Below are 13,699 nucleotides of genomic sequence, written 5' to 3'. Positions count from 1 at the left end.
GGTTATGTCTGTTTTGACCTGACAATTTAAGGGATAATGTTGGGATTTGATGCCGCGGCCAAGATTTCTGTTTTAGGCCTGTTTTGGGAAAAAGAAGCTTGAAATAGGGTATTGGTGAAGATATCCGCTGGGGGTATTAAGGCAAGTTGTCTTATGAGACTTGTTATTGTTGTTGTTGTTGTTGTTGTTGTTGTAAGCTATTCTGCTTTCCCCTTGGAATGGCAGCTTGTCTATAGCTCTATGAGCTTTGTTGTTTCATTGGTTCCCTCCGAGCGCTCACGGCCGCGGGGCCCCGTCTTTCCCTCTCGCACTGCCCTTGCGGCCGCTTTGCCTTCTGCCCTTAGTAAAGCTGTTGCAGGGCCACAAGCGAGGCGCTCGAGGTAAAGACTGGAAACGGGGAAGACGTGGGAAGGAGTACTAGAAGGTATGTGTTTGGGGCACGTTTTGCGGAAAACAGCCTCAAAACGTAATTGCCGCCTCTTCAACGCAGACTCTTTCCTTGAGGGAGCGCAGAGGGGTGTTTACACAGGAGAGCACTCATGGCTGTCAGACTTGCCATCCTCCGACGATATCCTCAAGAGGCGCTGTCACCGGGGATTATAAATCCCCCTTTCGGAACTTCCGGATTACAAATCCGGATGAGCGTTCTTTGGAACTCCTCGCCTCTTGCCAAATACCTCACCGTTGTTGGTGTTCTCACTGACAAGCACAATTGCGGTGCAACCTGTAGTCTATAATTGAAACTTGGTTAATGCCAGAACCGAACAAGTCGTGATCTGTCCCTACGGCAAAAGAAGAAAGGAAACACCCATCAGCTAATTAGCTGTTCGGAATGTGCGTAGAGCGCTGGCGCTAACTCTACGCACAACAGCGCTAATACTATATACCAAAGGTTTTAAGCACTTCTCGCAATTTATCTTCCTCAATGTCACTTCAGCCTTTAATAAAAAACTGCTTCCCTGCCAAAACCAAACGGGTTATAAGCAAAGAAGCAGCTACTCCATGAAATTCAGCCGATAGGCTTGAGGCTTTAATTCTTACACCGTAAGGCGTTTCTGCAGGTCAGCTATCTGTTGTTTGAGCTCTTCTACTTTGTTGGATTCAGACTGTTGGTCACGCTTCAATTTGATTTCTTTTTCGCGGGCGACTTGCTTGTGGGTCTTCAGTTCCTCGCTGATGTCTTCGTAGGCGTTGATCTTTTCCTGGGTCACGCGGTTGCTGTTTTTGTACATGATGGCAAACACGGCTGCTACGGCTCCCAAGGCTGCAATAATAAGCAGGCTTATCCAAACGTATACTTGTTTGTCCATGTCAAGGCCCAGCACAGAAAGCGAGGCCACATCATGAGCGCCTTGCTGGATCTGCTTCTCTTTCTGGGCGTTTACTTGCTGCAGTGCCTGCACCTGGGCTTTCTGGTCGGCGAGCTCTTTTTGAGTTTTGGCCAGGGCGATGGCCGTCTCTTTGCCGGCGTTTTTGATGCTTTGCTGTCTTACCTTTAAGGTGTCCTGCACATTTCTGAAGAAGGCGTCCAGGCTGCTCAGTTTTACAACTTTGTATTCCTGGTTGAACTCCTTGTGCGACGATGACCGGTACTTCAAAGAGCTGTACTGCTGCTGTAAGTTGTAATGGGCGCGGTCTTTAGCGGTAATCGCTTTCTGGTCCTGGGCCTGGGCTTGGCCTAGGTTGATCATGGCAATACAAAGGAACAGAGAAAGGGCAATAGCTCTCATAAACGGGAAATTAAGGTCAATATCTTTACCTGTGAAATTAAAATTACTGAATTCTTCCATAGCGTGAAAGACATTCAGCAAGAGTTTTGAAAAAACGACAAAAGCTGGCTTAAAGTATATTTAAGCCCTAATCCCTGCCTTCATACCTCATTTCCAGGGCTTTTTCTTGCCGTGAGACAGATTTAAGGATATCAATTATGTTCAATTAAAGTAAACAACGAAGCCCCTGCATCCTGCCTGTAAAGGGAAAAGCTTCTTAACCTAACGACAAGAAACACTTTAACCTTATTAAACAAAAGAACTAACCCCAGCATGGTAGGCTGCCTATTCAATGCCATTCCGTTTTAAGGCTGTTTTCCCAAAAACAGCCTTAAAACGGAATCTCGCCCATTACCCAAATCGTTGATTTTGAGGGCTAGACAAGAACCAAACAGCCAGGAATTAACCGTAGGAAGAACCTGACCTGAAACCTTAGGTACATTTAGGGGTAAACGTAGGCGTTAACTCCAGCTATACACCCCATGGCCTTTCAACTGCCCTTTACCTCCAGCGCTGCCAACCTGAAAGAAGGCGCCTTCTTCAGCCCAGGAGACGAGTGCCTGAACGCGATCCTGCACAGTATCCGGTCAGCGAAGCACTCTTTGCACCTTTGCGTGTTCACTATTTCTGATGACCGCATCACCGCTGCGCTGCTGGAAACCTTCCGGAAAGGGATAACGATTCAGCTTGTCACAGACAATGAGAAACTGTTTGACAAAGGCTCAGACATACGGGCCCTGGCCCAGGCAGGCCTGACTATACGGGTAGACAATACCCAAAACCACATGCACCACAAGTTTGCCATTATTGACAGCCTCTGGGTGCTCACCGGTTCGTACAACTGGACCCGCAGCGCCGCGCTCTACAACCATGAAAACGTCCTGATCACCGATGACAAACCCGTGGTGGCCGCCTATAGCAAGGAATTTACCCGGCTCTGGCAGGAAATGCAGCCCTTTGTATAGCGGGGGCTTTACGTGAAATGCGTTTTGGGGCTGTTTTACAAAAAACAGCCCCAAAACGCATAATACCCCAAAAAGCAGGGGCAACATTCACTTGTCTTTGGGCCGCCCGTGCCCGGTGGGCGGCCTTTCAATAGGATTATAGGGCAGCCTCCAGGACCTTCTTTCTGGTGGCTTCCGGTTGCAGGTATTGCAGTTTCATGCGTACCAGAAAGTCGCCCAGGTGAGGGTTAGCGTACGTATGGCAGTTATCCAGAATGACGCCTTTCTTGCCATCGGGCGTGCTAACGGCGTAGAGAAATGTCATGGCTCTGGCCGTACCTCTCTTCTGCTGAAACCGCTGGCAGCCAAGCAGGACCATTTCCTCTGGGGTGTATTCTTGCTGGGTTTCCAGGCAACGCCAGCCCTGGTGGGTGCATTGAAAAGTATAGTGGTAGTGGTGTTTCAGAAGGAAGGCCATGGCCCCCTCCAGGTCTTTAAATTCATCTAAAATCATACGCGTTCCTTCTCTGGCTTTCATCTCTTTTCATTCTTTCTGGAACCGGGTGAGCCTAGGAAGCTTGCACCAGTTGGTAGGCTTCCTCAAAATCTGGGACAATGGTAAAAAGCGGGTCCAGGTGCAGTAACTGCAGCAGCCTTTGTTGGTGTTCTGCCAGGCCCAGCAACATAACAGAAACGTTTGCCCCTTTCAGGAGCAGGAGCTGGTTGACAAAGTGGCAAAGTCCATGTGTCTTAATGCACTCCACCGCAGAGCAGTCAATCCAGATGTTAAACTCCAGGCTCCTGCTTTGGGGGCTGGTCAGCCGCCGACTCAGGCGCATATCAGAGGCATCCACATCGCCTTGCAAGACAATGATCACCTTCCCTCCTATCTTTTCAGTGATGATCTTCTGCATCATGCCTGGGCTAAATTGGTTTGTTTGAGGGTTTGCCTAGCACTGTCCAAGGGTATAGCCTGAGAGTAGCTTATGTGCTCCATGGATCCGTTCACTCTCCCGGTCCATGCCTTTCTGGTGGCAGGGTGCTTCAGCCAGGTTTTCAAGAGTTTAGGGTGCTTTATCATCAGCGTATTTTTTAAAAGTGGCAAAATGGGTTTAGCGGGTCAGGGGAGTTGGCCAGAAACGCATCTTAAAAAGATAGCTGAAGTCCTTTGCCGGTTTAACTACATACGCTTTTGCTCCTATGAAAAGTGCCGGAAAAAATACGGTAAATGCAATGCGTAAACACGTAAATCATTGGAAGTCATTTCTTAACGTTTTTTTTAACAATAGCAATTCCCTACAAAAGCGAAAACAGAGGTTGGTGGCATGGCCGCAGTAGCCTCTTCTATGCGCACACCGTAAAAGACACAAAGAATACCGTATTTATTTTGCCAACGGTGGGAGTACGGGTGCGTACATTAACCGCTCCTACAGGACATTCTATATCAAAAGAAACAGGATTTTAACTAGATAGCCATGAATAACAACTGGGGCATTGCCATACATGGCGGTGCAGAAAACAAGACCAAGAAAGAAATAAGTGAGGCCCAGCAGGCCGCCTATGAGCAGGGGTTGGAGAATGCCCTTATTGCCGGCTGGCGCGTTTTAAACGACGGCGGCAGCGCCGTAGACGCTGTGGAAGCCGCCGTGCGAAGTATGGAAAATAACCGGCTTTTCAACGCAGGGAAAGGAGCTAGTCTGGCTACTGATCAAAGCATAGAATTTGATGCTGCCATTATGGACGGCAAAACCATGAAGGCAGGTGCCATTGGCGGGGTAAAGCATATTAAAAACCCCATTACCCTGGCTAAAACCATTATGCAGAAATCTAAACATGTGATGCTCTGCGCCACCGGGGCCGAAGACTTTGCCCGGGAATACGAACTGGAAATGAAATCTGACCAGTACTTCTGGACCGAAGAAAAAGAGAAGGAACTGGAAGAAGCCAAAAAAGAAAAAGACGTTGCCGGAGGACATGATACTGTGGGGGCCGTGGCCCTTGACCGAAACGGCAACCTGGCGGCGGCCACTTCTACGGGCGGTCTGGTCAACCAATTGCCGGGCCGGGTGGGCGATTCTCCCATTATTGGGTCTGGTACTTATGCCAACAACGAAGTATGCGCCGTGTCCTGCACCGGTGACGGCGAAGGTATTATGCGGGCCAACACGGCCCATGAGGTTTACGCGCACATGAAATACAAAGGCTTGTCCTTGAAAGAAGCCAGCCAGGCAGCCATGACCCTCTACAAAGACCGCATTGAAGGAGACCGCAACTTTGTGGCCATGGACAAAGACGGCAACATTGAGTTCAGCTTTGAGACCAATCTCATGTTCAGGGCCTGCAAGAAAGGCGATGAGCCGTCTTACGTGGCCGTCTGGAAAGATGAGGAAGTGGCCTGGGAGAATGAAGCCTAACCCCTTTAGCCTGGCCACCAAAGCAAAAGATGATCAAAAAATGGAATAATTATTACCGGGTGGGGCTCATAGGGCTTGGTCTGAACCTGCTCCTGCTGTTTGTGTTACCGATGGTGGCAGACCCGTATTTTCTGGGTATGGTCACCCCCTTCTTCCCGGTCTGGATCATCTTGCTGGTGGTAGGCTGGCGGAAAGAACACCCACGGCGGTAATTTTTCTAGAGATATAAAAGGGCGGTTCTGTTTTGGGCCTGGTTTTAAGAAACCAGGCCCAAAACAGAACCGCCCTTTGCCTTTGGCCCGTTACGGCGCTTATGCTCTCTTTCTGGCATTCACCGGCGCGGTGTAGATATAAAGCGCGGGTTTGGGGCTCTGGGCCGCCGAAATGCCTAGTTTGGTGATGTAAAAATAAGGGGGGAAAGAAGTGCTTCCGGTACCCGTGAGGTAGCCGTGGTTCACCAGCGTCTTGCAGCAGGCCAGCACCTGTTCTACCGTAAGGCCTGTTCCCTGGCTCACCGTCACCGGCGAAACCGGTAAGTGCATCATTGATTTATCGCCCTTTACTAATCTATATATTTCGTGTAATACTTTTTCTTCTTCTGTCATACCTTGTCTCCTTCTAGCTTCACATTCAACGCATTATCTTTTCTATAAGTTGTATAAGTACGGTATTTTTATCTGTATTTATACAATTTTTGTGATAACATTCAAAAGGCAACTACCACTTTACCAACGTTCTACCCTATATTTACCCCATTCCCCTAAAAGACGGGTCTTTGTTATTTACCATTTGGTTCTGCTTTCAGGAGCAAGAATCAGGAATGGCGTTTTAAGCTCGTTTTCCAAAAATCAGGCCAAAATCAGCCGGCCTCTTTTGCGTCTTCCGGGTCATTGGCGGCTCTGGCATTGGCGTTTGAAAGCAGTAGCTGCCTGATGCGCGAGATGTGGATCTTGAGCTCATCGGCGCGCTCCTGTTGTACTTCTGCCCAATGGTTGTGGCCTTTCTTTTTGTCCTGCTCGGCCATGGCGTTGAGCATGGTGCGGCGCTCCTCCAGCATGCGCATGGCTATCCACAGGGTTTCCTCAATGGACTCCACGTTGGCGTTGAGGAAAGACTCAGCCGTATAGGCATGGCCTGAGTGGCAGCGGTAGTGTTTTACGTGCCCGTGACTAACCTCCCAGAGGGCGCCACCGCAGCTGGGGCAGGAAAACGGCGACCGGGGGCCCAGAATCTCGGTATCTTCCACGGCACCTTCGCCAGTATTAAGCATGAGGCGTTCAGCAATGGAGGCTTCATACAAGATATCCTCCGGGGGCTCAGCAGTGGCTGAGGCGGGCACGAACACCAGTTCCTGCAGCATTTCGCCCATTTCGGCCATGGAGACCACGTAATCTACCTCCATCTCCTTTAACACGCTTTGGGGCATGTCTGGGTACTCGGCGTCTGTGGGGGCCTGCACCATGGTAATGCCTCCGCTGCGCTTGATCATCTCCATGCCCACGGTGCCGTCCTGCAGCATACCCGTTAAGACTATGCCAATCACGCGGGGCCCGTAAGCGGCAGCGGCAGACCGGAACAAGGGATCAATGGCCGGCCGGAACAGGTTCTCGCGTGGGCCTTTGGTCACTAGCATTCTACCCTTCTGCAGCAGCAGGTGGTTGTCCTGGGGCACAAAGTATACTTTACCAGTTTCAATAACCTGTTCGTGGGTGGCCACCTGGCAAGGAAGGGTGCTGGTACGGTTCAGGCGGTCCACCAGAATCTGGGCATTGGAGTCACGGGCCAGGTGCTGTACTATAAAAATAGACGCGGGCAGGTCCAGGGGTAATTGTTCCAGCAACTGGCACAGCACGGCCATGCCCCCGGCAGAGGTACCAATTACAACTATGTCATGGTGCGGGAGTTTCATGCCATTTGCGATTGTATGTAGAGGTACTACGTGTACGCAGACATAGAAGTAAGATTTTTAGGCGTTTCTGCAGCCGGTTCAGAATAAACTCGGTGAATCATCCGTATTTATTGGGTATAACCCTGCAACCAATAGAAACTTTTTAAGGTATTCTTTAATAGCTGTAACTTGTACTTCTATGGGGCTTGAGGCAGAAATTATGGCCTTACGCTGGATTTGCCTATTTTTACATACCCTCACCCTTTATCCCCCTCCGTAAAGGTTTTTGAATTTCACGGTCCTGAGAGAGGCCACCCAATTAGCACCACCTTCCGTTATGGAAAAACCAGAAGCAGTACACTCTTCCCCCCAGGCTGCCCTCACCACTATCGCCGCTACTTCCTCAGATCTGGTGAAACAGGAAATGCCCGCCAAGCCGGCCAATGATTTCCCGGTGGTGGCGCTGGGCGGTTCGGCCGGAGCCCTGGAAGGCTTTGAGTCTTTCTTCCAGCACCTGCCCATAGGTACCGGCATGGCCTTTGTGGTGGTGCCGCACCTGGACCCCAGCCAGAAAAGCATGATGACGGAGATCATCCAGCGCTACACCCCGCTGCCCGTGGTGCAGATCACAGACGGCATGCAGGTAGAGCCCGAGCAAGTGTACCTGGTGCCCGCCAACAAAGAAACCTCCATAGAGCGCAATACCTTTAGACTACACGAGCCCGAGCGCCCCAACGGCCAGCGCATGCCCATAGACTACTTCTTCCAGAGCCTGGCCGTGAACCGCCGCGAGCAGGCCATAGGCATTATCTTCTCGGGCATGGGGGCAGACGGCTCACTGGGCGTGAAAATGATCATGGAGAACTTTGGGATGGTAATGGTGCAGGAGCCCACTACTGCCCGCTTTGACAGCATGCCCCGCAACGCCATTAAGACGGAGTTTGTGGACCATGTGGTACCGGTGGAGGAAATGGCGGAAAAACTAATGGCCTACACCCACCTGCCGTCCATAAAAGGCAAAACCGCGGTAGATACACACAAGTCCTCGCAGATGTTGCAGAAGGTGTTCTCGCTTATCCGCAACAAGACCGGCCATGACTTCTCGCTCTACAAACGCAACACCATTTACCGGCGCATTGAGCGGCGCATGAACACCCACCACCTGCACAAATTCTCTGAGTACATTAACTTTCTGGAGAAAAACCCGCAGGAAGTGGAATTGCTCTTCAAGGAGCTGCTCATTGGCGTGACCAAATTCTTCCGCGACCCTGAGGCTTTCCAGGTCCTGAAGGAAAGGTACCTGCCGGCCCTTTTAAAGGAAAAGAAAGACGGCGAGACCGTGCGCGTGTGGGTGGCGGGCTGCTCTACCGGCGAGGAGGCCTATTCCATTGCCATCCTCATCCAGGAATGCCTGGCCCAGATGGAGAACGCGCCGCAAGTGAAAGTGCAGGTATTCGCCTCAGACATTGACCAAGCCGCGGTAGATTTTGCCCGGGCCGCCTGCTATCAGGAAAACATTACCGCAGACGTCTCTCCAGACCGCCTGAGCCGGTATTTTACCCGGGTGGAAGGCCATTACTGTGTGAAAAAGGAGCTGCGCGAGATGATCGTGTTTGCCGTGCATAACCTCAACCGCGACGCGCCTTTCACCAAACTGGACCTGCTTACCTGCCGCAACCTGCTCATTTACCTGTCCTCAGACCTGCAGAAAAAGCTGTTCCCGGTATTCCATTATGCCCTCAACCCCAACGGCCTGCTGTTTCTGGGGTCCTCAGAGACGCTATCTGGGTACCCAGACCTATTCACGCCTATAGATACCAAATGGAAGATCTCGCGCCGCAATGAAACGTCTTACCCCCTGAGCCGGATGGTGGATTTCCCGTTTACCTTTACCTCCATTGAAACTGTGAAACCGTTCCCAGAACCCAATCAATTACCAGATAAAAAAGATATGAACCTGGGGCCGCTCATTCAGCGGGTCTTGCTCCAGCAGTTTGCGCCTCCTTCGCTCATTATCAACGCCAAAGGGGATATCTTTTACATACAGGGCCGTACCGGCCGCTACCTAGAACCCGCCCAGGGCCAGGCCACGCTCAATGTGTTTGAGATGGCCCGTGAAGGCCTCAAGTTTGAGCTCAACAACCTCATTAACAAAGCCAATACGCTTAAGGAGCCGTTCTCTGTAGAGCAGGTGCGGGTGCAGACAGACAGTGGGGAGCAATACATTAAACTATCAGTGACGCCTCTGCAGGAGCCCGCGCCATTGAAAGGCTTTTTACTGGTGGTGTTTGAGGACTTGCCTACGCCCAAATTCCGGCACCGCAAGCATAAAGCCTTGGATTTGGCCTCTCCCCCAGACTCCAGGGTAGCCGAACTGGAAAAGGAGTTGCTTTTTACCAAGCAGCGCCTGCAGTCTACCATTGAAGAGATGAACTCCTCCCTGGAGGAACTGAAGTCTACCAATGAAGAACTTCAATCGGCTAATGAGGAGCTGCAGAGCACCAATGAGGAGTCTATGACCAACAAAGAGGAGATGCAGTCGCTCAATGAGGAGCTCATGACCATCAACCTCCAGTACCAGACCAAGACCGAGGAGCTTACCAACTCCAACAATGACATGAAGAACCTGTTGGACAGTACCGAGATAGCCACTATCTTCCTGGACAACAACCTCAACATCAAGAACTTCACCCCGCAGGCTACCCACATCTTCAACCTGATTCGGGCAGACGTTGGCCGCTCCATTTCAGACATTGCCTCCTCGCTTAAGTACCCCTCCATTGTGGAAGATGTGAAAGAAGTGATGGAAAAGCTTCGGCCCAAAGAGGTGCACCTGCAAACCAAAGATGAGCAGCAGTGGTACTCCATGCGCATTCTCCCCTACCGCACCGTAGACAATTTCATAAACGGGGCAGTAGTCACGTTCACCAACATCACCGCTTTCAAGAACCTGGAGGCCAGCGTGGCGGCCACCAGCCTGTACGCGGCCAACATCATTGACATTATCCAGCAGCCGCTGGTGGTGTTAGACGGCCAGCTGCGCGTGGAATGCGCCAGCAATGCCTTTGCGCAAACGTTTCAGCTAATCCCCGAACAACTGAAAGGCCAGTGGCTCTTCCATTTAGGCAACGGCCAGTGGGATATTCCGGCCCTGAAGGAACGCATGAACCAGGTGCTGCTGGAAGGAAAAGAAATGAAGAACGAGGTACTGGAACATGAATTCCCGGTGCTGGGCTACCGCCGCATGGTGCTGAACACCCGGCGGGTGGAGCAAACCGAGAACAAGCCCTTTAAAATTCTGATGGCCCTGGAGGTTTTTGAAAGGTAAGGGCACCGCCAGAGGATGCCGGACGCGGTCCTGTTGAGGGCAGAGAAAGGCCAATTGTGGCTTTGGTGAAAATGGGAAAGCATGGGTGCCGGGCATGGCCCCGGAATAAGTAAGGCAAGTTACAACGTTGAAGTCACCACTTTGCCAACTTCCGTTTCAGGCCTGTTTTCCTTAAAACAGGCCTGAAACGGAACTAAGGCTCCATGATCAGCTTTTTATACATATCTCCCCCGCCCTTTTGGTGTTGAACTTTTTAATTGCGGCCCATGAGTACTGACAAAAATTTATCGCTTGGCATTGCCCATGACTTCTCTGTGCTAAGGCAGAAAGCAGAAAAGCTGCAGCGCCCCATCAGTGAGGAGGAGGCCCGGAACATGCCCGAACAGGAGGTGTGCCACCTGATCCAGGAACTGCAGACCCACCAGATGGAGCTGGAGATGCAGAACCACCAACTGCAGATGGCCACGCAGGAACTGGAGGCGGCCCAGGCCAAATACAGAGACCTGTACTTCCATGCCCCCTTCGGGTACGTGACCTTAGACGCCCACGGGCTGGTGGAAGAGGTCAATGCCAAAGGGGTAGACATCCTCAACACGGAGTATGATTACGTGGTGAACCGGCGGTTCAGCCAGTTTGTGCATAATGACAGCCTGGATGACTACTACAGCTTTTTTAAGAAGGTATTACAGACAGACGGGCCGCAAACCGTAGAATTAAAGCTTATCTCCCAGAAGGGGAATGACCTGTACGGGCAACTGGAAGGCATTCTGCTGCGCCAGGAAAACAAACCAGACCAAATCAGGATTGCCTTGCTGGATGTGACCGAGCGGAACCAAAACAACCTGGCCCTGCACAACAAGGAATCCCTTCTTTCCGCCATTATCAACAGCTCCCTTAATGCCATCCAGGTGTTTAAGGCCGTCAGGAACTATGAAGGCAAGATCCTTGACTTTGAGTGGCTGCTGGTCAATAGAACCGCTGAGCTTTTTTTAAATTTTTCGCAGGAGCAATTACGCCGGGTGCCTTTGGTGCAAACCTTCCCAAGGGTGGTGGCAGACGGCCATTTTGCTATTTTTCTGAACGTGGTGGAAAGCGGTCTCCCCTCCACGTTCTCGGCCCAATACAAAATAGAGGACCGCGAGATCTACCTCAACTGCGTGGCCGTGAAGATGGATGATGGGTTTGTGCTCACCTTTGAAGACGTCACCCAGCAGCGCATTGCCATTGAGAAGTTGCAAGAAAGCCAACTGCTGGTTAGGAAAATGGCCGAGGCCATGCCTGATTTCCTGTACGTAGAGGACCTGGAACTAGGCCGAAACGTTTACAACAACCGCAATTTCCTATCCTTTCTGGGGTATGGAGAGGCAGACGTTCCGGGCCATCCGCGCGACCTGCTCAACACACTCTTCCACCCCGAGGACGCCCCGCTGGTTTTTAACCGGGCCCAACGCTTTGCTAACGCAAAAGACGGTGATTTCCTGGAGTACAATGTTCGCGTGCGGGCCAAGGATGATACCTGGCATAATATCCATTTCCGGGAAACGGTGTTCAAGCGCGGCGCTTCAGGGGTACCCACCCAACTGGTGGGCATTGCCCAGGACGTTACAGAGAAACTCAAGGCTGAGAGAGAACTGCACCAGAAAAACGAGACCATTGAGGCCATCCTTAAAAACCTGCCCGTGGTCCTCTGGCGCGTTAGCCCCCAAATGGAAATTCTAGAATCAAGGGGCAACGGCCTGCAGTCCTTGGGCCTGGAGCAGCATGAGTTGGTTGGAAAGTCCATGCAGGAAATAAAGCCCGATATTTTAACGCATCTGGAGGCTGCGTTAAAGGGGCAAAAAGTCCAGTTCATCAGTGAGGCAATTGTGAACGGCAACCAGGTCTTCAAACAGAACTTCTTCTTCCAGGAAATGACCACCGGTGAGCTGATTGGCTTCTGCCTGGACGTGACCGAACAAAAAAAGGCCGAAGAAGAGGCGCGCCACCGCACCATGCTACTGGACCAGATCCTGCAGAACCTACCCATGGTACTGACCGTGCTTGACCTACAGGGCAACTACCAGGAGATTAAAGGGAAAGGACTCCAGAGCATTGGTATTCATGACAATGAGCTGCAGGGGAAAAATCTCTTTGAGGTGTTCCCCTTCCTGCAAGACAACTTCCAGGAAGTACTGGATGGGCAGGAGAAAAGCTTTACCGCTTCCTATCCGTACCAGGGCCGGCAAATCTCCTTCCAGAACTTCGGGTTTCTGGATACCCAGCGCCAACTGGGAATTGCCTTCGGCATTGACATCACGGAGCAGAAGCAGATCCAGGACCAGCTCTCCCGGGAAAAGGAATTCTCCCAGAACCTGCTGGACACCCACATCAATGGCATTGTGGCCCTGGACGTGGACCTGAACATTACGTCCTGGAACAAGAAGATGGAAGAGATCACCCACCTTGAGCGCCAGGAGGTACTAGGCAAATCACTGACCTCTGTGCTGCCCCAAAAGAGCCAGAAAAGGCTTATCCAGAAACTGGCTACCGTTCTCCAGGGCGAGCAGATTACCATCTTCAAACTACCCTACCTGGCTCCGGACAGGTCTTATGAGATCACCCTCACCCCGGTTATCACGCCAGACAAAGAGATCAGCGGAGTTCTGGCCATTGTGCATGACATCACGGAGCAGGAGCAGCGCCAACAGACAGACACCCAAGTAAAACTAGACCAGCAGAAGGCCGTGATGGAGGCGATCCTTACCACCCAGAATGACGAGCGCAAGCGCATTGCCGAAGCCCTGCACAACAGCCTGGCCCAGCTGCTGTACGCCGCCAAACTCAACCTGGAAGAAGTGCAGGCGCACCCCGCTTTTGACCACGAGGCCCAGACACCATTAAACCGCATTTCAGGGTTTCTGGAAGAGGCTATCAAGGAAACGCGCACCCTGGCCCATGAACTGATACCAAGGGTGCTGGAAGACCTGGGCCTCAAAGCTGCCATCAAGGACCTGGAGGGCAAGCTCACCACCCCCACCTTTACCGTGCAGAGCATCATCACCGGTTTTGACAAACCCACCAACCATTCCATTGAGACGCACCTGTTCCGGTTTGTGCAGGAGCTGCTGAACAATGTCATGAAACACGCCAACGCCACTGAGGCCCTGGTGCAGGTGGTAGACAAAGGCCACCAGATCATGGTGCGGGTGGAAGACAACGGCCAGGGCATGCCGCCCCTGGAAAAGATAAAGTCAAAGGGAATAGGCCTCACCTCTATCCAGAACGGGGTGAAACTACTGAACGGCGCTATGAGCATCCAGTCTGGCCCGCAGGAAGGCACCATTGTCACCATTAATCTCAAGAAACAGAAACCCTAA

Annotated in this window: 10 protein-coding genes; 5 read left to right on the top strand and 5 right to left on the bottom strand. The window is 51.6% G+C overall.

Annotated elements, in window-relative coordinates; translation table 11 throughout:
- Positions 1 to 1,037: 1,037 nt before the first annotated feature.
- Positions 1,038 to 1,730: a hypothetical protein gene (locus TH63_RS04040; RefSeq protein WP_076606598.1), complete on the bottom strand. Its 693-nt coding sequence runs from the start codon at positions 1,728 to 1,730 to the stop codon at positions 1,038 to 1,040.
- A 521-nt stretch (positions 1,731 to 2,251) separates the two neighbouring features.
- Between TH63_RS04040 and TH63_RS04035 the strand changes: the two genes are divergently transcribed.
- The gene (locus TH63_RS04035) at positions 2,252 to 2,734 is read left to right on the top strand and encodes a phospholipase D-like domain-containing protein (protein ID WP_048919810.1); all 483 of its coding nucleotides are present in this window, start codon (positions 2,252 to 2,254) and stop codon (positions 2,732 to 2,734) included.
- Between the two features lie 136 nt (positions 2,735 to 2,870).
- Here TH63_RS04035 and TH63_RS04030 read toward each other — a convergent pair whose 3' ends face one another.
- Together TH63_RS04030 and TH63_RS04025 are read right to left on the bottom strand one after the other, a co-directional pair.
- Entirely contained in the window at positions 2,871 to 3,227 is a 357-nt protein-coding gene (locus tag TH63_RS04030) for a hypothetical protein (protein ID WP_197088634.1), read from the bottom strand.
- Positions 3,228 to 3,282: 55 nt separating this feature from the next.
- A complete protein-coding gene (locus TH63_RS04025) occupies positions 3,283 to 3,630 on the bottom strand; it encodes an STAS domain-containing protein (protein ID WP_048919808.1) in 348 nt (115 codons plus the stop codon).
- Positions 3,631 to 4,188: 558 nt separating this feature from the next.
- On the opposite strand from TH63_RS04025, the gene TH63_RS04020 reads away from it, so the two are divergent.
- Entirely contained in the window at positions 4,189 to 5,127 is a 939-nt protein-coding gene (locus tag TH63_RS04020; protein ID WP_076606400.1) for an isoaspartyl peptidase/L-asparaginase family protein, read from the top strand.
- 29 nt (positions 5,128 to 5,156) lie between these two features.
- Positions 5,157 to 5,339, top strand: coding sequence for a hypothetical protein (locus TH63_RS04015; RefSeq protein ID WP_048919807.1), 183 nt, complete (start codon positions 5,157 to 5,159; stop codon positions 5,337 to 5,339).
- A gap of 99 nt (positions 5,340 to 5,438) precedes the next feature.
- On the opposite strand, the gene TH63_RS04010 is transcribed toward TH63_RS04015, so the two are convergent.
- Positions 5,439 to 5,732: a hypothetical protein gene (locus tag TH63_RS04010; RefSeq protein WP_197088633.1), complete on the bottom strand. Its 294-nt coding sequence runs from the start codon at positions 5,730 to 5,732 to the stop codon at positions 5,439 to 5,441.
- A gap of 254 nt (positions 5,733 to 5,986) precedes the next feature.
- Positions 5,987 to 7,036 (bottom strand): chemotaxis protein CheB, encoded by a 1,050-nt coding sequence (locus TH63_RS04005; protein WP_048919805.1) that lies wholly within the window; start codon positions 7,034 to 7,036, stop codon positions 5,987 to 5,989.
- Positions 7,037 to 7,352: 316 nt separating this feature from the next.
- On the opposite strand from TH63_RS04005, the gene TH63_RS04000 reads away from it, so the two are divergent.
- Positions 7,353 to 10,343 carry a CheR family methyltransferase gene (locus TH63_RS04000; RefSeq protein WP_082161546.1) on the top strand — a complete coding sequence of 997 codons (2,991 nt, stop codon included), beginning with the start codon at positions 7,353 to 7,355 and terminating at the stop codon, positions 10,341 to 10,343.
- 266 nt (positions 10,344 to 10,609) lie between these two features.
- Entirely contained in the window at positions 10,610 to 13,699 is a 3,090-nt protein-coding gene (locus TH63_RS03995) for a PAS domain-containing sensor histidine kinase (RefSeq protein WP_048919804.1), read from the top strand.

It is taken from the genome of Rufibacter radiotolerans (assembly GCF_001078055.1).
Classification (GTDB): domain Bacteria; phylum Bacteroidota; class Bacteroidia; order Cytophagales; family Hymenobacteraceae; genus Nibribacter; species Nibribacter radiotolerans.
Note: the sequence above shows the minus strand (reverse complement) of the source record. Positions and strands in the feature narration are given on the sequence as shown.

Excerpts from the sequence above, each read along its gene's own strand:
- TH63_RS04025 (WP_048919808.1), bottom strand. The coding sequence starts at position 3,630 with ATGATGCAGAAGATCATCACTGAAAAGATAGGAGGGAAGGTGATCATT.
- TH63_RS04020 (WP_076606400.1), top strand. The coding sequence starts at position 4,189 with ATGAATAACAACTGGGGCATTGCCATACATGGCGGTGCAGAAAACAAG.
- TH63_RS04015 (WP_048919807.1), top strand. The coding sequence starts at position 5,157 with ATGATCAAAAAATGGAATAATTATTACCGGGTGGGGCTCATAGGGCTT.
- TH63_RS03995 (WP_048919804.1), top strand. The coding sequence starts at position 10,610 with ATGAGTACTGACAAAAATTTATCGCTTGGCATTGCCCATGACTTCTCT.
- TH63_RS04000 (WP_082161546.1), top strand. The coding sequence starts at position 7,353 with ATGGAAAAACCAGAAGCAGTACACTCTTCCCCCCAGGCTGCCCTCACC.
- TH63_RS04005 (WP_048919805.1), bottom strand. The coding sequence starts at position 7,036 with ATGAAACTCCCGCACCATGACATAGTTGTAATTGGTACCTCTGCCGGG.
- TH63_RS04010 (WP_197088633.1), bottom strand. The coding sequence starts at position 5,732 with ATGACAGAAGAAGAAAAAGTATTACACGAAATATATAGATTAGTAAAG.
- TH63_RS04030 (WP_197088634.1), bottom strand. The coding sequence starts at position 3,227 with ATGATTTTAGATGAATTTAAAGACCTGGAGGGGGCCATGGCCTTCCTT.
- TH63_RS04040 (WP_076606598.1), bottom strand. The coding sequence starts at position 1,730 with ATGAGAGCTATTGCCCTTTCTCTGTTCCTTTGTATTGCCATGATCAAC.
- TH63_RS04035 (WP_048919810.1), top strand. The coding sequence starts at position 2,252 with ATGGCCTTTCAACTGCCCTTTACCTCCAGCGCTGCCAACCTGAAAGAA.